General features: G+C 60.8%; 20 protein-coding genes and 1 pseudogene. 7 read left to right on the top strand and 14 right to left on the bottom strand.

What is annotated here, in order from left to right; genetic code table 11:
• Positions 1–160: 160 nt before the first annotated feature.
• From Q0C59_RS11995 to pssA, 11 genes are all read right to left on the bottom strand, one after another.
• Complete coding sequence (locus Q0C59_RS11995) at positions 161–1,480, bottom strand: TRAP transporter large permease (RefSeq protein WP_291215701.1); 1,320 nt, start codon at positions 1,478–1,480, stop codon at positions 161–163.
• Positions 1,477–1,953: a TRAP transporter small permease gene (locus Q0C59_RS11990; RefSeq protein WP_291215698.1), complete on the bottom strand. Its 477-nt coding sequence runs from the start codon at positions 1,951–1,953 to the stop codon at positions 1,477–1,479. Before Q0C59_RS11990 ends, Q0C59_RS11995 begins: the two co-directional genes overlap by 4 nt.
• Positions 1,950–2,114, bottom strand: coding sequence for a hypothetical protein (locus Q0C59_RS11985; protein WP_291215696.1), 165 nt, complete (start codon positions 2,112–2,114; stop codon positions 1,950–1,952). Before Q0C59_RS11985 ends, Q0C59_RS11990 begins: the two co-directional genes overlap by 4 nt.
• On the bottom strand, positions 2,111–2,584 hold the full coding sequence (locus Q0C59_RS11980; RefSeq protein ID WP_291215693.1) for a hypothetical protein: 474 nt from the start codon (positions 2,582–2,584) through the stop codon (positions 2,111–2,113). The genes Q0C59_RS11985 and Q0C59_RS11980 overlap by 4 nt, the downstream gene beginning before the upstream one ends.
• Entirely contained in the window at positions 2,581–4,080 is a 1,500-nt protein-coding gene (locus Q0C59_RS11975; protein ID WP_291215691.1) for a TRAP transporter large permease subunit, read from the bottom strand. Before Q0C59_RS11975 ends, Q0C59_RS11980 begins: the two co-directional genes overlap by 4 nt.
• Positions 4,077–4,616 carry a TRAP transporter small permease subunit gene (locus tag Q0C59_RS11970; protein ID WP_291215688.1) on the bottom strand — a complete coding sequence of 180 codons (540 nt, stop codon included), beginning with the start codon at positions 4,614–4,616 and terminating at the stop codon, positions 4,077–4,079. Before Q0C59_RS11970 ends, Q0C59_RS11975 begins: the two co-directional genes overlap by 4 nt.
• Before the next feature lie 173 nt (positions 4,617–4,789).
• Positions 4,790–5,497 (bottom strand): response regulator, encoded by a 708-nt coding sequence (locus Q0C59_RS11965; protein ID WP_291215684.1) that lies wholly within the window; start codon positions 5,495–5,497, stop codon positions 4,790–4,792.
• On the bottom strand, positions 5,494–7,368 hold the full coding sequence (locus tag Q0C59_RS11960; RefSeq protein ID WP_291215682.1) for an ATP-binding protein: 1,875 nt from the start codon (positions 7,366–7,368) through the stop codon (positions 5,494–5,496). Before Q0C59_RS11960 ends, Q0C59_RS11965 begins: the two co-directional genes overlap by 4 nt.
• Positions 7,369–7,376: 8 nt before the next feature.
• Positions 7,377–7,826: a hypothetical protein gene (locus tag Q0C59_RS11955; RefSeq protein ID WP_291215680.1), complete on the bottom strand. Its 450-nt coding sequence runs from the start codon at positions 7,824–7,826 to the stop codon at positions 7,377–7,379.
• 121 nt (positions 7,827–7,947) lie between these two features.
• Positions 7,948–9,033 carry a calcium/sodium antiporter gene (locus tag Q0C59_RS11950; protein ID WP_366518859.1) on the bottom strand — a complete coding sequence of 362 codons (1,086 nt, stop codon included), beginning with the start codon at positions 9,031–9,033 and terminating at the stop codon, positions 7,948–7,950.
• Between the two features lie 154 nt (positions 9,034–9,187).
• Complete coding sequence (gene pssA / locus Q0C59_RS11945) at positions 9,188–9,820, bottom strand: CDP-diacylglycerol--serine O-phosphatidyltransferase (protein ID WP_291215676.1); 633 nt, start codon at positions 9,818–9,820, stop codon at positions 9,188–9,190.
• Between the two features lie 326 nt (positions 9,821–10,146).
• On the opposite strand from pssA, the gene Q0C59_RS11940 reads away from it, so the two are divergent.
• Both Q0C59_RS11940 and Q0C59_RS11935 read left to right on the top strand, forming a co-directional pair.
• Entirely contained in the window at positions 10,147–10,770 is a 624-nt protein-coding gene (locus Q0C59_RS11940) for a tyrosine-type recombinase/integrase (RefSeq protein ID WP_291215674.1), read from the top strand.
• Positions 10,771–11,015: 245 nt separating this feature from the next.
• Positions 11,016–11,831 (top strand): annotated as a pseudogene (locus tag Q0C59_RS11935) (IS30 family transposase); the annotation flags it as partial.
• 205 nt (positions 11,832–12,036) lie between these two features.
• Here Q0C59_RS11935 and Q0C59_RS11930 read toward each other — a convergent pair.
• The 3 genes from Q0C59_RS11930 to Q0C59_RS11920 are packed head-to-tail and all read right to left on the bottom strand — an operon-like array spanning position 12,037 to position 13,081.
• Entirely contained in the window at positions 12,037–12,387 is a 351-nt protein-coding gene (locus tag Q0C59_RS11930; protein WP_291215672.1) for a hypothetical protein, read from the bottom strand.
• Between the two features lie 22 nt (positions 12,388–12,409).
• Positions 12,410–12,817, bottom strand: a complete 408-nt coding sequence (locus tag Q0C59_RS11925) for a TerB family tellurite resistance protein (protein WP_291215670.1) — start codon at positions 12,815–12,817, stop codon at positions 12,410–12,412.
• A 24-nt stretch (positions 12,818–12,841) separates the two neighbouring features.
• Positions 12,842–13,081 carry a zf-TFIIB domain-containing protein gene (locus tag Q0C59_RS11920; RefSeq protein ID WP_291215668.1) on the bottom strand — a complete coding sequence of 80 codons (240 nt, stop codon included), beginning with the start codon at positions 13,079–13,081 and terminating at the stop codon, positions 12,842–12,844.
• A 161-nt stretch (positions 13,082–13,242) separates the two neighbouring features.
• On the opposite strand from Q0C59_RS11920, the gene nhaR reads away from it, so the two are divergent.
• From nhaR to Q0C59_RS11895, 5 genes are all read left to right on the top strand, one after another.
• The gene (gene nhaR, locus Q0C59_RS11915) at positions 13,243–14,163 is read left to right on the top strand and encodes a transcriptional activator NhaR (RefSeq protein ID WP_291215665.1); all 921 of its coding nucleotides are present in this window, start codon (positions 13,243–13,245) and stop codon (positions 14,161–14,163) included.
• 120 nt (positions 14,164–14,283) lie between these two features.
• A complete protein-coding gene (locus Q0C59_RS11910; protein WP_304752358.1) occupies positions 14,284–15,369 on the top strand; it encodes a calcium/sodium antiporter in 1,086 nt (361 codons plus the stop codon).
• Between the two features lie 269 nt (positions 15,370–15,638).
• Positions 15,639–16,121: a DUF456 domain-containing protein gene (locus Q0C59_RS11905; protein ID WP_291215660.1), complete on the top strand. Its 483-nt coding sequence runs from the start codon at positions 15,639–15,641 to the stop codon at positions 16,119–16,121.
• A 48-nt stretch (positions 16,122–16,169) separates the two neighbouring features.
• On the top strand, positions 16,170–16,871 hold the full coding sequence (locus Q0C59_RS11900; RefSeq protein WP_291215658.1) for a tellurite resistance TerB family protein: 702 nt from the start codon (positions 16,170–16,172) through the stop codon (positions 16,869–16,871).
• A 155-nt stretch (positions 16,872–17,026) separates the two neighbouring features.
• Positions 17,027–17,593 (top strand): DUF2062 domain-containing protein, encoded by a 567-nt coding sequence (locus Q0C59_RS11895; RefSeq protein ID WP_291215655.1) that lies wholly within the window; start codon positions 17,027–17,029, stop codon positions 17,591–17,593.
• The last annotated feature ends 322 nt before the right edge of the window (positions 17,594–17,915 follow it).

The following is a 17,915-nucleotide window of genomic DNA, read 5'->3' as shown; positions in this document are numbered from 1 at the left end:
CAGCGATTGCTGTCTATGGCGATAACTTTGGGACACTGCGGTCATATCCATTCAGCAGTCATCCAAGTCCCGGCAATCGACGGGAAGGAAGGTCAGCTCACAGAGGTGATGCGGACCTTCCGCAGAGTACACATGTGGTGTCTGATGGCTACGATCTTCACTAACCGACGTACTGAACCAGCCACAAGGAGATAGACGGGAACAGCAGCAGCAACGTGGTTCGAAACACGTCACTGATCAGAAATGGCACTACACCCTTGTAACTCTCGCCGATGGGCACGTCCTTGGCCATGCCGTTGACAACATAAACGTTGAGCCCAACTGGCGGCGCCAGCAGGCCGAAGCCCACGGTCATCAGCACCATGATGCCGAACCAGATGGCGGTGAACTCCTGCGACATGCCGAAGTCCATGGCCATGATCATGGGGAAGAAGATCGGGATGGTCAGCAGGATCATCGAAAGCTCATCCATCACCGCGCCCAGCACCACGTAGAGCAGCAGGATCGCTGTCACCACCATCAGCGGGGAGAACCCCCAGCCGTTGACCACCTCGGCCAGCAAGGCGGGCACCTGGGTCAGCGCCAGGGCAGAGTTCATCAGGTCGGCCCCGATGAAGATGAGGAAGATCATGGCGCTGGCCTGGGCCGTTGCGTAGAAACAGTGCCTGACCTTGGCCCAGGTGAGTTCGCGCTTGAGCACGGCGGCCGCGAACGTGGCCGCAGCCCCCACGCCAGCGCCCTCGGTGGGCGTGAACAGGCCACCGTAGATGCCCCCGAAGACGATCAGAAACACCGCACCGATCGGTGCCACGCCCAGCACCATGCGACCGGTGAGGCGGGCGCGGTCGTCGTCGTGTTCGGGTGCCTGGCCAGGCACCAGCCGCACATAGATGGCAATGGCGATGATGTAGCCCGTCATGGCGATGAGGCCCGGGATCATGGCGGCGGCAAACAGCTTGGCGATGTTCTGCTCGGTCAGGATGGCGTAGATCACCAGCGGCACCGAGGGCGGAATCAGGATGCCCAGCGTGCCGCCTGCGGCCAATGTGCCGGTGGACAGACGCCCCGAATAACCGTGGCGCTTCATCTCGGGCAGGGCCACCGAGGTGATGGTGGCCGCCGTGGCAATGGACGAGCCGCAGATCGCGCCGAAGGCGGCGCTGGCCATCACCGCGGCCATGGCCAACCCACCCCGAAAGCGGCTCATCAGGGTTGCCGCCAGCTCGAACAAGGATTTGGAGAGGCCGCCCTGGGTGGCGAAGTTGCCCATGAGGATGAACAGGGGAATCACCGACAGGTCGTAGCTGGCGAAGCGGGCGAACGCCATGCCGTTGAGGTTGTTGGAGAACGGTATCCAGCCGACCTGGCTGAGGTAGCCGAACGCGCCGGCGGCGAACATGGCAATGGCGATGGGCACGCGCAGCGCCATGAGGACCAGCATGACGCCGAAGATCGCCCCGGCCATGGACAGGGAACTCATGCGTCTTGCTCCGGGAAATCGCCGATGAAGGCCTGGTACAGGGCGATGAGCCCGGTCAGGCACAGGGGAGGCACCATGGCCGCGTAAACGATCCACTCGGGAAAGCCCAACATCATGGTGGTGGTTTGGGAGTCGTGTGAGTTGATGCAGCCCACCGTCGTGCGCCAGGCCAGCAGGAACATCACTGTGGCCAGCATCAGGGCACCGAAGCGATCGAGCACCGCGTTGATGCGGGGTGGCACCCGGGCGGTAAAGAAGTCGACCGAGATGTTGCTGCGGCGCAGCTGGCACCAGGGCAGGAACAAGGCCACCGCGGCACCGGCTGTGATGGCCGTGAGCTCGTAGTCACCCACCAGGGTGGCACCCACCGTGTTGCGGCCCAGCAGGCTCACACAGGTCACGAGGGTGATGGCCGTCATCAGCACACCGGCCAGGATGGCGCACAGGCGCGCCATCGTCGCGAGGGATTTCATGGCAGCAGCGCAACGACCAGTGCGAGCAGTCCCGTGAAGCCGCCGGAAAAATACAGCAGTCCCCCGTCGCGCGGGTTGTCGTTCGCACGCTCGCGCCAGCCCAGCCAGAACAGCAAGACGGCAAACAAGCTCAGGGTCAGGGCATAGTGGAATGAAGTCATGGGACGCTTGCTGAGGGGTTATTGAGCGCAGGCTCGTTCTGTCCGTGCACCAGCAGATCGATGATGGCCAGCACGGCAGGGTCGGCCATGTGAAAGGTGTGGTTGCCGATGCCGCGCGTGCGCACCACCAGGCGCGGCGCCACCCAGCGGTCGAGCCGCCTGACCCGCAGCAGCTTGACCTGGGCGATGTCGCTCAGGCGGATGCTGGTGCGCCACAGCCAGCCCTGCGACAGGGTGTCGCCGGCGATGGCGGTGGTGGCAAACACGATGTTGAGGAAGTGCCAGACCACCACAACGGCGGCCAGCCCCGCCAGCCACAGCAGATCGGGTGGCAGCGGCATCGCCGCGAGCTGTGTGCGGGCGCCCCAGACCGTGGCCAGCAGTACCGCCATGGCCAGAGTGGCCAGCCACTTGATGGCGACCGGGAACGAGGCGCCTTCGACCGGCGCGAAAGCGTGGGACGGCGTCATCTCGCGGGCTCCGGCTCGGCGGCGGGGCCGAGGCCCTTGAGCACATCTTCGGTGGCGGCCGCTTCGCCAGCGTCCATCTCGTCGGACACGGCGGGCATCTCCACCTTGTCCAGGTCATACACCAGGGGCTTGTCCAGAAAGACCGTGACCGTCTGCGGCACGAAGATCACCACCACCACCAGCACCAGTTGCAGGATCACGAAGGGAATGGCGCCCAGGTAAATGTCACGCGACTCGACCCTGCGCGGCAGCACGCCACCCTTGAACAGGGTGTCGGAAATGCCGCGCAGATAGAACAGCGCAAAACCGAACGGCGGGTGCATGAAGCTGGTCTGCATGTTCACGCACAGCAGCACGCCGAACCAGATCAGGTCGATGCCCATCTTCTCGGCCACCGGCCCGAGCATGGGCAGGATGATGAAGGCAATCTCGAAGAAGTCGAGGAAGAAGGCGAGGATGAAGATGAAGATGTTGACGACGATGAGAAAGCCGGTCTGACCACCCGGCAGGTTGCTCAGCAGGTGCTCGATCCAGATGCCGCCGTCCACCCCCTGGAACACCAGCGAGAACACGCGCGAGCCGATCAGGATGAAGACCACCATGGCGGTGATGCGCATGGTGCCCGTCATGGCGTCGCGCACCAGTGTCCAGCTGAGACGACGGTGCAGGGCAGCCAGCGCGAAGGCACCGGCCGCACCCATGGCCCCCGCTTCGGTGGGCGTGCAGATGGCGGTGGTGATGCCGGGCAACCCGCCCATGCTGCCGAGCACCGCGAAGATCAGCACGGCCGAGGGGATGATGCCGCGCAGGCACTGCTTCCACAGCGCCCAGCCGCTGGCGGTGCGCGCCTCCAGCGGAATGCCGGGCAGGGCGTTGGGCCTGAGCCGGGTCAGCACGAAGGTGTAGGCCAGGAAGATCAACACCTGCAGGATTGACGGGCCCCAGGCGCCCTTGTACATGTCGCCGACCGAGCGGCCGAGCTGGTCGGCCATGACCACCAGCACCAGCGAGGGCGGCACCAGCTGCGTGATGGTGCCCGAGGCGGCCAGCACGCCGGTGGCGTAGCGCATGTCGTAGCCGTGGCGCATCATGATGGGCAGGGCGATCATGGCCATGGCGATCACCTGGCCGGCCACGGTGCCGGTGATGGCGCCCAGGATGAAGCCCACGACGATCACGGAATAGCCCAGTCCGCCACGCCGCGGGCCGAACAGCTGGCTCATGGATTCGAGCAGGTCCTCGGCCAGCCCGCACTTCTCCAGGATGGCGCCCATCAGCGTGAAGAAGGGGATGGCCAGCAGCAGGTCGTTGGACAGGATGCCGAACAGGTTGAGCGGCAGGTTGCCCATGAACGAGGCCGGGAACCAGCCCATCTGGATGGCGTAGAAGCCGCTGGCCAGTCCCAGGGCACCCAGGGAGAACGCCACCGGAAAGCCGATGAGCATGATGATGATCAGCCCCGCGAACATCAGCGGAGCAAAGGATGTCATGCTCATTGCAGCGGCCTCTCGTAGTGGGTGTCCATGTCGTGCACGTGCATCAGCCATCCCACCCGCTTGATGATTTCGGAGATGCCCTGCAGCGCCACCAGACCCATGCCCAGAGGAATACACAACATCGCGGGCCAGCGGATCAGACCGCCCGCGTTGCTCGACACCTCCTGGCTGACGTACATGCGCATGAGCACCGGCATCGACGAGTACGCGAGGTAGAGCGTCACAGGCAGCAGGAACAACACCAACCCCCCGAGATCAACCAGCACCTTCGCCCGTGTCGGGTACATGCCGTAGAAGATGTCCACACGCACATGCTCGTTGACACGCAGGACCTGTGCCGCGCCGAACATGACGCAGACCGCGAACAGGTACCACTGAATTTCCAGGAATGCGTTGGAGCTGATGTCGAGCGAGTAGCGAACCACCGCGTTGGTGGTGCTGATGGCACAGGCCGCCAGGATCGCCCACTTGGCTACAGTGGCGAACCTGTCCGTGACAGCGTCGATCAGTCTGGCAAATGCCAGCAGGGTCTTCATACCGGGGTCTCCGTGGATTGGGGGGCAAGCGCTGCCCGCGGCAACCCGTTCCGACCCCGCCAACGCGCGGAGGAAATGGGGGTGTTGGGGCATCCAGCACAGCGCCACGCAGCGTACGGCGCAGCCCGTAAACGCCGCGTATAAATGACCCGGAAAGGTCAGGTCAGCTCAGGTCAGATCGCGGGGTCTGTGGCGAGCAGGCGGTAGCCCACGCCCAGCTCTGTGAGCAGGAATCGCGGCACGGTGGGATCGACTTCCAGCTTCTGGCGAAGCTGGTGCACGTAAATGCGCAGGTAGTGGCCCTGCTCGCCATGACCGGGACCCCAGACTTCGCGCAGCAATTGACGCCCGGTAACGACACGGCCAGCATGGCGTGCCAGCACCTCCAACAAGCGCCATTGGGTGGCAGTCAACTTGACGGGTTGCCCCGCACGGCTCACGCTGCGTGCCCGAAGGTCGATGAACACATCGCCCAGGGATAAAGTCTGTCCAGCGGTGGGCGAGGTGCCGGCGTGGCGCAGTGCCACGCGGATGCGCGCGTGCAGTTCAGCCACGCCAAAGGGTTTGCTCACGAAGTCGTCGGCACCGGCGTCCAGCGCATCCACCTTCTGACTCTCTTGTGTACGAGCCGACAACACCAGGATCGGCCGCTGGGTCCAGCCACGGATCTGGCGGATCAACGCCACGCCATCCCCGTCGGGCAGACCCAGGTCGATGAGGAACAGGTCGATTCGGCGATTGCCTGCGTATGTGGCGGCCTCTCGCGCGGTGGCCGCCTCGACCACGGCATAGCCCTCTGCCAGCAAGGTGGTGCGCAGCAGGTCGCGGATGGCGGGCTCATCATCCACGATGAGCACTTGCAAGGGCGGAGATTGGCTCATTCGGGCAAGCTCAAAGGTCGTGGCTCGTTGGCGGGCCAGGGGATGGACATCTCGAAAACAGCGCCACCGTCGCTGCGGGCACTGATCTGACCACCGTGCAGGCGTGCCACGACGTCACAGATGGCCAGTCCGAGGCCGGTACCCGACGCTGAACCGGAAGAGTGATCGCTGTGGAACTTGCGGAACACCTCCACTTCCTGCCCCGGCAGCACGCCACGCCCCTGGTCTCGTACAGACAGCATCCAGTCATCTTGATCCAGTCGCACCGTCACCGTGATGCGGCCCTGCGGTGGCGAATGTTGGACCGCGTTGATCAGCAGATTGCTCATCGCCTGCGTGATCAATCGCGGGTCACACCAGACCACATCTTCTTCGTTGGCCTGAATGTCGACTCGACCTGCCTGCGTGCCACCGTGCACCAGCGCAAGGGCATCGCGCACCAGTTCACCCACCGGACACCATTCGCAGTCCGGCTGCACCGCACCGTCCTGCAGCCGAGCGAGGTCGAGCAAGTCGCTCGTCAAGGACTGCAGACGCTGCGCTTGATCGAGCAAGTTGCGCAGCAATGCCTCGTGCTGCTCGGGAGTGATCTGGCTCCCCTGCGTGAGCACGGTGGTGGCCGCACCGATGATGGCGGTCAGTGGCGTGCGGAAGTCGTGTGAAATGCCAGCGAGCAAGGTGTTGCGGACGCGCTCGGTTTCGGCCTGGATCGCGATCTGCTGGCTACGCAACTCGGCGTTGCAGCGATCCAGCGCGATCGCGGCCTGGTTGCTGAGCGCCTGTAAAAGATGAAGCTCTTCAACGGCCTGGCGCTCTTCGGGCAGGTGATCCACGTGCAGTACGCCCAGAGGGCCGGAGGAGGCGTTGAGACTGAAGCGGTACACGCCGTCGGGCGAAGGCACCTGGGGGTGCAGTGGAGCGTCTGGTTGAAGTTCGTCACCCAGAAGCACTCGGGCCCGCGCACCGACTCCCCGCTCGACAGCGTCGAGGAGCGCGCGCTCAATGTCCTTGGGCGTGTGGGCCGTGGACAGACTTTGCGCCATCAGGCTGAGTGATTGGGCTCGATCAGCCAGCGCAAGCGCCGATGCAGCAGCCGTTCTTGCGCGTGTGGCGAGACGACTGACCGCCAACCCCACGCACAGCGTGATGGCAAAGGTGAAGAAGTACTCTGGATCTGCGGGCTTGAGAGACCAGCGGGGTTCCACAAAGATCCAGTCAAACACCAGAATTGCACCCACTACCGTGAACACCGAGGCGACGAGGTCACGATGCAGCGCCACATACAACACGCCGACCAGGTAGATAAGGATCAAATTGATGGGATGGAGTTGGTCAGCGATCAGAGCGCCCAGCGCAGTGCAAAGCAGCAGTACGACGATGGGCAAACTCCAGAATCGCCATGACCGGCGCATCGGACGATCTGATGACCATCTGCCGGATCGGATCGCGGGGCTGATTTGCCGACGCTGTGCCACCAGGACATGAACTTGAGCGTTGGGAAGGCTGGCGCCCAGCAGCGCGGTGAAATCGCTCAGCCGCTCGCCTGACCCTGGCCAGTAGACGGTCCCGGTGGCCTGGTCACCCAACAGCACATCGGAGACCGTACCGCTCTGTGCTTGCTGCACTATGTGCGACATCAGATGGCCACTGGCGTTCATGTTCAGGCTGGAGTGCACAATCTGCGCACCTTCTTCCCGTGCCAATTGCAGAGCCTGTTCGAGATCTTGCTTGACAGCGAAGTTCGCGTAACGCGCAGACATCGTATCCAGGTGCAACACTCGCCAGGGCTCTCCCTTGGCATGCTGATGTTGGCAGGCGTGCCGAACCAATTGAAGAGCCTGGCCATCTGCCATCACGCACACCAGCAACATGCCGGACCTCATGCACGCTTCACCAGACGTGCATAGACTTCAGCGACTTGGCCTGGGCGCAGCAACTCGATCAGAATCCGGTTCATGTAGGGGTCTCGAATACGTTCAAGCAGTGCGTGATCGGCAAGTGTCGGGGGACAGCGTACCAGCAGGGCCAGCACGTCTCGCACTGGAATGTTGTCCAGTGTATTGACGGTGATCACACCCAATAGTTGAACATGGATCAGACGGGAACACGGCAACCTGCGCACCGCAGCGTGAGGCACCAATACACCTCGACCTGTGGCCGTTACCCCCCGAGCCTGTCGCAGGGTCAGCACCTGCGACACCGCACCTCGGGGTATGCGCTCGCCATCGGCCACTCTATCGTCGATGAAGCTGAACAGCTTCGTGATGTCGATTGCGCATACCCCCTGGTACGCATCCACACCGAGGAGGGTTAAAGCCAGGTCGTGCAAGGTATTGGGTCGGGAGTCAGGCAACCGCCTCCTGAGGTCGAGACACCGAAACCCATTACCGCCGCTGCCGTGTAAAAACCGCGTATCAATTGCGTCTGCCGATGAAGCGACTTGCGCGGACTTATGAACTGCGCGAAGCCGCCGGACGGCGGATCATCACAACAACCAAAGTGACGACCGTCAGTGGCACCACGAAGCTGAGCATCACGCCAGAGAAAGCCTGGAGAGCGTCGTGCTGCTGCGCGGCCAGGATCAGGTAGGCCACGTAGGCGGCGTAGTAGCCAAGAAAGACGCTGCCTTCCCAGCGAGCGATCTCGCGACCGGTCATGAACACCGGTAAACAGGCCAGCGCCACTGCCAGCATGACCCAGATGTCAAAGGTCAACAACGAGGGCGCCATGACCAGGCCCAAGTCACCCGACACCAGTCCCGACAAACCCAGGCAACCCAGGATGTTGAAGGTGTTGCTGCCCACCACGTTGCCCACGGCAATATCGCGTTCACCCTTGATGGCAGCGGTGATGCTGGTCGCCACCTCGGGCATGCTGGTACCTGCAGAAACGATGGTGAGGGCAATGACCAGGTCGCTCACACCCATCGCCTTGGCGAAACTCACCGATGCTTGCACAAGGTACTCGGATCCGAACACGAGCGCAGCCAGACCAACGGCGATCAGCAGCAGTTGGACTGGGAGACGATCGTCCCACGCACCAGCCACAGCAGGCTTGAACTCGCCTGCGTACTCGTCTTTGGCAGCTTGGGACTCGCGGCGTGACTGCACGACAAGGAACACCGTATAGGACACGAGCAGTACGAAGAGAACGCCACCGTCGAAGAACGACAACTGGCCATCCAACCCCATCGCCAACAGCAGGACGCTGGCCCCGATCATGATTGGTACTTCTTGCCGAATCAGCTGGATGTTGACCACCAGCGGCGCTATCAAGGCGCTGAGCCCCAGGATGAACAGCACATTGAAAATATTGCTGCCCACCACGTTGCCAATGGCAATGTCGGTCTTGCCATCGAACACAGCACCCACGCTCACAGCCACCTCGGGAGCGCTGGTACCGAATGCAACAATGGTGAGTCCCACGACCAATGGACTGATTCCGAACGACAGGGCCAATTTCGACGCTCCGCGAACCAGAACGTTGGCCCCTATCACCAGCAAAACAAGGCCGCCGAGAAAGATGAGGATGTTCATGCGGCCATGATCGCGTAGACCATCTCCGGCGTCAAAGGCTTCACCAAGAACCCCTTGACCAGTCGAATGGCTTCTGCAGGTCGGCAGCATGCTGTATTGCCGCCCAGATCATCAGTGCCATGTCCATGATCGAACGTTGCATGGCCTGCCTCCTTCAGAACTTGGGGATGCGCAGGGTCTTGCTGATCATGGCCGTACCCGACAGCGCGAAAAGCAGGCTCACGGGATGCAGCTGCCAAGGCCCGAGTTGCCACACTCCGCCCCACAGTTGCGCACCCAGCGCACCCTGCCAAGCCGCCCATGACAGCACCGCAGTGAGGATCACACTGGTGGGGATCGGCGTGCCTTCAAAGTAGGCCACTTTGCCTGAGTTGGTGGTCAGTTGTTCAGCCGTGACGTTGAAACGCGCCAACCGGCTGACGCCGCAGCAGACGAAGTAGCACAGGATGACGATGTCCCAACCACTCTGCAGCCCCGCGGCGAAGCCCAGGGCGGCCGGGCCGACGCCGAAGGAGATGACGTCGGCCAGCGAATCGAGCTCGCGGCCCAGCGGTGAATGCTGGTGGCGCCAGCGCGCCACCTTGCCGTCAAAGACGTCGAAGACGAAGGCCAGCGGTGTCATTGCAGCCGACAGCAGAAAGTGGGTGAGCGAGCCGCTGGCCATGTACATCATCGCCAGGAACACCGACAACACGCCGCAGGCGGCATTGCCCAGTGTGATGAAGTCGGCCAAATGAAAGCCGCGGATCATCGTGAAGCGGCCTGGCGGGGGGTTAAAGGGCGTCATGTCAGAGTCTCCGTCGTTGGCCGTGATTAAACAGGGAACGCGACGTCGAGCAGCGCAGCGGTGGCATCAACGCTCAGCTATGGGAGCACTCGTGCTGAAACCGTCTTCTGCCTGATCGTTGCCAAGGAGGCAATCGGGACCCATTGGAACGTATGACTGAGCATCTGCATGCCCGCAGTTGGCCAATAGCGCCAGTTCATCACCGCAGGTTACAGAATACGTTCAGCAGAACGAATGTGTCCATTGCAAATGAGGGAGGAAAAACTCGTCATGTCCTCAGATTCCAAGCGCATGCTGTACGCCCCTCAACTAGATGGGAGACCATCATGGAAACCGCAGCAAATGGTATTCATCGCGAGCCGTGGAACAAGGGCAAGATCGTCGGCCAGAAGGCCCCGTTCAAGGTCAAGGACATTTGGGCGCTGCGCGTGCGCCTGCAGATGGAGGGTCGAGTTCGCGAGCTCGCTCTCTTCAATCTGGGCATCGACAGCAAGCTGCGCGGTTGCGACCTCGTGAACCTCAAGGTCCGCGATGTTTGCCACGGCGACCAAGTAGCGACACGAGCCACCGTCATGCAGATCAAGACCCAGCGCCCGGTTCAGTTTGAAATCACACCGGCTACCCGAGAGGCTGTGCAGGTATGGATCAAGCAAGCTGGGTTGAAGTCGGAGAACTTTCTGTTCCCCAGCCGGATGCATGATTCACCCCACCTCGGGACCAGGCAATACGCGCGAATCTTGGGACATTGGGTCGATGACCTCGGCCTGGACCGCGCAGACTACGGCACCCATTCGATGCGCAGAACCAAGGCAACGTTGATCTACAGGCGCACAAAGAACCTTCGCGCGGTTCAGCTGCTTCTCGGGCACTCCAAGCTGGAATCAACAGTGAGATACCTCGGCATTGAGGTCGATGACGCACTCGAGATCTCCGAGCAGACGGAGATCTGATCAGGTAGGGCGCGCGCCGCGGCGATCCATCGTTGCAAGCGATGCTCGGACGTCACAGTCCACCGACCCCGGTGGAACGACAGGTCTGGAAGGGCCTGCGGCCGTTCGAGCGCTGCTTGCCGCAATGACCGGAAGGCAACGTCGTGACAATTCGATGCCCCGACCACGAACGTCCGAGTTCAGTGGCGGATTCAACTGGTCGATGCAACACACTGAGAACTGCATGAGCAGATGGAGTGTTGCAGATGAAGTACCGGACACGAAACTACTACACCGACAGCCAGAAGGCTTTGATGTGGGCGCGCTGGAGAGAAGGCTGGACGCTTCAGCAGATAGGCCAACTTTTTGACCGGCCGCACACCTCGATCCAAAACATCTTGGTGAAAACTGGTGGCATTCGGCCACCGCAGCGATGCCGGTCCGCGACGGCGTTGTCCTTGGTTGATAGAGAAGAAATATCGCGATCCGTCGTTGCGGGCGAATCGATTCGGTCGATCGCTGCACGACTTGGCCGGGCGCCATCGACAGTCAGTCGTGAGTTGAAGCGCAATGGTGGCCAAGAGAGTTATCGAGCTGCGCAGGCCGACAGCGATGCTTGGCGCCGAGCGCTTCGGCCCAAGCGTTGCAAGCTCATGGAGAACCGCAGTCTGGCACGCATCGTCGCCGACAAGCTGAGAGTGCTGTGGTCGCCTGAACAAATCGCGGGCTGGCTAAAGCATACTTATCCGTGCGACGAGAGCCTTCACGTGTCACACGAGACCATCTACCGCAGTCTGTTCATTCAAGCGCGTGGCGCCTTGAAGAAGGAACTGCTGGCGCACCTCAGGCGAACCCGCGGGATGCGGCGATCCCGTCACTACACGCAGAAGACGGCCATTCACGGACAGATCGTCGATGCGGTTTCGATCAGCGAGCGCCCCGCCTGCGTCGAAGACCGAGCGGTGCCTGGTCACTGGGAAGGAGACTTGGTCTTTGGCAGTAGCAACAGCCAGATCGCGACATTGGTCGAGCGTCAAACGCGGTACGTGATGCTGGTGAAGCTGGACGGTAAAGACTCGCAGTGCTCAAAAACTCCATCGCTTGTTGAGGATTCTAAAAAAGGGACGGGTGTTTGAAATTACAGGGCACTCACGCACGCCAGGCCAAGTAGGCCACCGATGCCGGACATGAGGCCTACGTCGCGAGCCTCATCCCCAGTTCGATGTGCGAGCCAAGCACCAAGCATGCAGCCCGTTGCGACTGTTATCAACGCGAGCTGAAATGACGTCACGCTTGCTGCCCCTTGTTACGTAACTGCACTCGAATCGGCTTGGACACATCGGGGGGTGGACCCACCAACGCGTTGACCGTTTTCCACGACCGTTCAGTGGCTCGTCTCAACAAGGCTCCCAACTTGCGTTGACGTTCACTGACGGTGGCAACTTGTCCGCTGGGTAGATGCACTTCCACCATGCATTCCCTCAGAGCCGGGCCCGATCGTGATGTCTCACTCACGCGGACCACGATCCGCACGATTTTGTGAGCCAGTTTTGCGAATGTGGTCCTCAAGCGCTGAGCGATCTCCAGACTGTGGGCGCGGGACAGCTTGGTGTTGGGGGTGCGAACGTCGATATGCATGCGGCTCTCCTTGATGGATGAACTAACTGAAATGAAGGCCAGGCTTGACCAGGCGCCAGTGTTCGGCAAGCGCGTTGACCAGGTTTTCTTCGGAATCTGCACGGTGAAAATCGGCTCGAACCACTGCAATACAGAGTTCAAGCGTTGTTTGTTGAAGCACTGGATCGGTTACTTCAGCCATGACCGATCGCAGGGCCTCTGTGTCAATCTGACAGGCTGATCCCCAAACGGCGTAAGACGAGGTCATGAGGTCTTCAGACAGATATCGAACCACTTCGTTGAACTGTTCGGGAGTCAAACCCAGACGACCTGCCGCATTCATCCGCTCCAGCAAACCAAGCTCGCTGGTACTCAAGTGGCCATCGGCCAGAACAGCAAGCGCGATCAACCTTGCGGCAGCCCGAGCGCTGTTGACGGGGTAGGGCCTCATGAATGCCTCCTTTGCAGTCGGTTTTTATTCAAAGATGTCACCGAGCCACGACTTGCGTCGACTTGGTTCACGCATCCCCGGGTCTGGCTCATCCAGATCTACAAACTGGCGACGCGGTGCTTGCACCGTGTGTGAACGTTTGATCAGTTTTTCCAACTCACCCCTGTCAAGCCACACGCCACGGCATTGGCCGCAGTGATCAATTTCGATACCAGAGCGCTCGGTGAGGACGAGGGCGCTGGATTCACAGACAGGACATTGCATGAGGAACTCCTCTTGGACCAAGCAGACACGTTGCACACACTCGGCGATTTTTTACTTTGATAGAGGGGTTTTTTTGAGGCACAACTTGAATGTAGGCGGATGTTGATTCGAGATAAATTCGCTTTTGATGTAAAAACCATCGAATAAAGCGAGGCTTTTGAATGAATTACAAGCATCTTTTCTACTTCTGGACAGTTCTTCGCACGGGCAGCATCGCTCGAGCCAGCGCCCAACTGCACCTCACTCCTCAAACGCTGAGCGGTCAGATCAAGCTGCTTGAGGATCGCTTGGGCAAGCCACTGCTTCGAAAGGTGGGGCGTGGTGTGGAGCCCACTGATACAGGACGCATGGTCCAGCGTTTTGCAGACGAAATATTCGCGATCGGCTCTGCCTTGCAGGAGGCCTTGCAAACCGATCAAGTCGAGTCTGTGCAGAGCACGTTTCGGGTCGGCGTGGTGGACTCAGTACCGAAGTCCATTGCTTGCCATGTACTCGAGCCTGCACTTGCTATGCCAGACAGAGCTCGCATGGTGTGCGTTGAAGGCAAGCTGACTGCGCTGTTGGCCGAGCTGTCGATCCACCTGCTGGATCTGGTGGTGTCGGATGTGCCCATGCCGACTGGTTTGAGCGTCAAGGCGTTTACCCACCTGCTTGGGAGAACGGATGTCAGCTTCTTTGCGTCACCCAAACTGCTCAAGACCGAGGGGATTTCTCTGAGGCAGGCACGGGCTCGCTTTCCAAGCTGCCTTGGCCGCTTGCCATGGCTGATGCCGAACCCTGATTCGGTGTTGCGCCCTCGTCTGGACGCTTGGCTGGGCGACCAGGGAGTTGTTCCTCGTATCGCTGCAGAATTCGACGATGGTGCCCTCACCAAGGCATTCGGACGCCAAGGGTTCGGTGTGTTCGCTGGACCTGCTGTCCTGGCTTCCGAAATTGAAGCGCAGTACCAAGTGGTTCAGTTGGGTACGGCACAGGAGCTCATGGAGGAGTTCTATGCCATCTCAATCGAGCGACGAATTTCAAACCCGGCGGTGGCCGCGATCACCGATGCTGCTCGCCGGGAGTTGTTCCCCAGGCTCTAGACGGCCCACGAGGTGGCTTGTCGCCGAGCCTCCGTCTTCGGGCAGCGCAAGTGCTCGGGATTTGAATGCTGAACCGAGAGATGACCTGTGTCCGGTGGTTCTTGGCTACAGTACGCGGCTATGAATATTCTTCTCTTTTTCGGTGGCCTCACCTTGCTCATTCTGGGTGCCAGCTTGCTGGTGCGCGGCTCGTCCAAGTTGGCTCTGTCGTTCGGCATCAGCCCGCTGGTTGTGGGACTGACGATCGTTGCGTTCGGCACAAGCGCACCCGAGGTTGCCGTGAGTGTGGGGGCCGTGCTTGATGGCAAAACCGACATTGCCATTGGCAATGTGGTGGGCAGCAACATATTCAACGTCCTGTTCATCCTGGGCATCAGCGCGTTGATCGCACCACTTGTGGTGAACATTCAGCTGATCCGGCAAGAGGTGCCGATCATGATCGGTGCAAGCTTCCTCTTGCTTGCTTTGGGGCTGGATGGCCAGCTTTCGTTTTTCGATGGCGGCGTTCTCTTCGTGCTGCTGGTGTCTTACACGGCGTTCCTGATCGTGCAGTCTCGGCGAGAAACCCAGCTCGCCAAGGACGAATACGCAGGCGAAATCCAACCCGCGGTTCCCGGTGCCTGGGACGATCGTTTGCCGGTTCAGTTGCTGTTGATCGCCGCTGGCCTGGCGGCGTTGGTGTTCGGCTCCGAGTATCTGGTGCAGGCATCGGTGAGTTTCGCCAAGGCCATGGGCGTGAGTGACCTGATCATTGGACTGACCATCGTTGCCGCCGGCACGAGCATGCCCGAGGTGGCCACCAGCATCACCGCAGCCATCAAGGGCGAACGAGACATCGCCGTGGGCAATGTGGTGGGGAGCAACACCTTCAACATTCTGGGCTGCCTGGGCGTCTCGGGTCTGGTGTCGGGCGACCTGGGGTTGGCCATGGCGCCCTCGCTGCTGGCTTTCGACATCTGGGTCATGCTGGCCGTGGCGCTGGCCTGCCTGCCCGTGTTCATGACCGGTCGCGAGATTGCCCGCTGGGAAGGCGGGGTCTTCCTGGGCTACTACGTTGCCTACGTGGCTTACCTGATTTTGGCCGCACAGGAGCACGATGCACTGCCAGCATTCTCGGGTGTCATGCTCAGCTTCGTCGTGCCGCTGACGGTCGTGACGCTGGTTGTTGTTCTGATCCGCCGTCCAGTAAAGACCGGCTCCCAGTGAGGCAATCACCTGCAATCTTTTTAGCCATGAGATCGAAGCCATGTGGAACCGCATTACCGAGAATTTTTGAAAGGGTCCAACGTTGAGCAGCATCAGCCAGCCAGCCGTGTGCGACCAACGGGAAAACTCTGGATCCTATTCCCTGCAAAACGCGTGTCCACGTACCCATGGCTCTCAACTCGGCTGGGGTGCTCAAGGCGACGCCGACCAACGAGAGCTTAGGCGCAACAAAGCGGATCACCTTCGTCCGTTGATTCTGAAAGCTGAATGTGGAAACCACTTTGCTTTGGGTACTGAGTAGTGCGTTGATTTTGCTGGGCTTGGCGGGCACCGTGCTGCCTTTGTTGCCAGGCACCTTGCTGGTCTGGGGCGGGATCTTGCTGGGGGCGTGGATTGACGACTTCGCCCGCGTGGGAACGACCACGGCGGTGATCGTCACTGCGTTGGCAGTGCTTGCCTGGAGCCTGGACTATGTGGCTGGGCTGCTGGGCGCCCGAAGGGTCGGTGCCAGCAAGAAAGCACTTTTGGGGGCAGCAATCGGAACCGTGGCGGGACTCTTCATGGGTTTGGTCGGCGTGCTCTTCATGCCCTTGGTAGGTGCCGCCATTGGGGAGTACATGGTTCAGAAAGACCAGCGACATGCCGTCAGGGTGGGCGTTGCAACCTGGGTCGGAATCATGGTGGGTTTGATTGCCAAAGTGGTACTGTCTTTCGTCATGGTGGGGATCTTTGTGTTGGCATTGCTGATCTGAACTCTCTTCGCCCAGCAATTTCTGTTGAATGAATGAAAGGTTTGCGAGATGAGTGCACAAAAAATGCTCGAGCAGCTGCTGAAGTCCGGTTTGTCAGGGATGGACAACAGCAAGAGCCGAAACAGCAGAGGCGATCGATCATCCGATCGCTATGAAAACTCTGACTGGGGAAAGTCGGTATCGGGTACCTCCGCCGGAGGACTGCTGGGCATGCTGCTTGGCAGCAAGAGGAGCCGCAGTATGGGTGGCTCGGCACTGAAAGTTGGCAGCGCCGCTGCTCTGGGGGCTGCAGCGTTCAAAGCCTACACCTACTGGCAATCGCAGCAGGAGCCGCAGAAAGCAGCTCAAGCGTCACCGGCGCGGAAACTACATCCTGAACCTGGCGCAGGCTTGCAGGGAGAGGAAGTGCAGAGCCAGGCGGTCCTCAAGGCCATGATCGCAGCCGCCAAGTCGGATGGTCACCTCGATGAACGTGAGCGCGGGCTCATCCATGACGAGCTTGAGCGACTTGACGCAGACCCCCCTCTGCGGCAGTGGATGGAAGATGAACTGCGCAAGCCCTTGGATCCTGCAGAGGTTGCAAGTGCAGCCAGCACTCATGAGCTTGGCGCCGAGATGTACCTTGCCAGCTTGCTGATGGCCGATGACACTTCCTTCATGGAGCGGGCTTATCTGGATGAGCTGGCACGCCAGCTGCAGCTGGCGCCCACGCTCAAGGCAGAACTGGAAAGAAGCATCCGGCCCTTTTGAGGGCCTAAGAAAACAAGTGGCGCACGACCGGCAATTCATACCCTGAACGCGCTGCGGCTCACCGCCAGACTCGTGCCAGAGACGACGCGATACAGTTCCTCAATCGTCCCGGCCATCTGCGGGGTTCCGCAACCTGGTCTGATGCACGCTGCTCCATGGCTGAATTCAAGAAGCGCCTTCGCCGCTGGTTTCCCACCGCTCAAACGCTGGAGCAAATGCGAGGCTTTGCCTGGCTGGGTCACTACCTGCGGGTGCACCCGCGCCTTTGGGTGTTGCACAGGCGCGGCGTAGCCCTAGGTGTGGCGTTGGGGGTCGGCATTGGTGTGTTTCCGCTGCCCCTGCAGATGCCGGCTGCCATGCTGGTGGCCGTTTTTCTTCGGGCCAATGTGGCAGCGGCGGCGGCGGCAACTTGGTTGACCAACCCCTTAACCATGGCCCCCATCTGGGGCCTCTCAGCTTATCTGGGGTCTTTTGTCGTCCCTCGGCAAGTAGCTGCCAAGTCTTCAGAGGTGATGACCCAATGGGCCTGGAGCTCACCTCAGACGTGGCCCGAAGCCTTTTGGGAACAAGTGATGTCGTGGGGACCTGCCTTGCTGGTCGGTTTTCCCATGGCTGGCGCTGTGTTGGGCCTTGGCGCCTACGCAATTGTCTATTGGGCTTGGGCCGTACTCATCAAGCAAGAAAGGCGGCGGCGCCGGCGGCGCTCGGCCACGGTCCAATGACGTCACCATGCTGCATTGAAGCACCTCTGCCGAGGCGGAACGGATCTGGTGATTCAAACGTCAGCTCAAGTCAAGCGTTGTAGGACGCTCACCCTCAATCGTTAGCGTGTGTCGTCGGTGCTCCTGCGCGGGTGGGCGTCCTTCAACTATTTACTGGAATAGACGCATCGAAGCGCCGTATCCTCGCCACACACTGGCATGCAATGTCTGCAGCACACTCGAGAGCTGCCTCTCAGGTCCTCACCTTGCGAGGTCCTGAATGACCGCAGCGTGGCAAAGAGCCCGCGCGCATCGCTGTATCCCATCGTCGGCTGTCGCTGCA

This window comes from Hydrogenophaga sp. (genome assembly GCF_022844385.1).
GTDB lineage: Bacteria > Pseudomonadota > Gammaproteobacteria > Burkholderiales > Burkholderiaceae_C > Hydrogenophaga.
The sequence above is the reverse complement of the archived record's forward strand: the minus strand, read 5'-3'. Positions and strand labels throughout refer to the sequence as shown.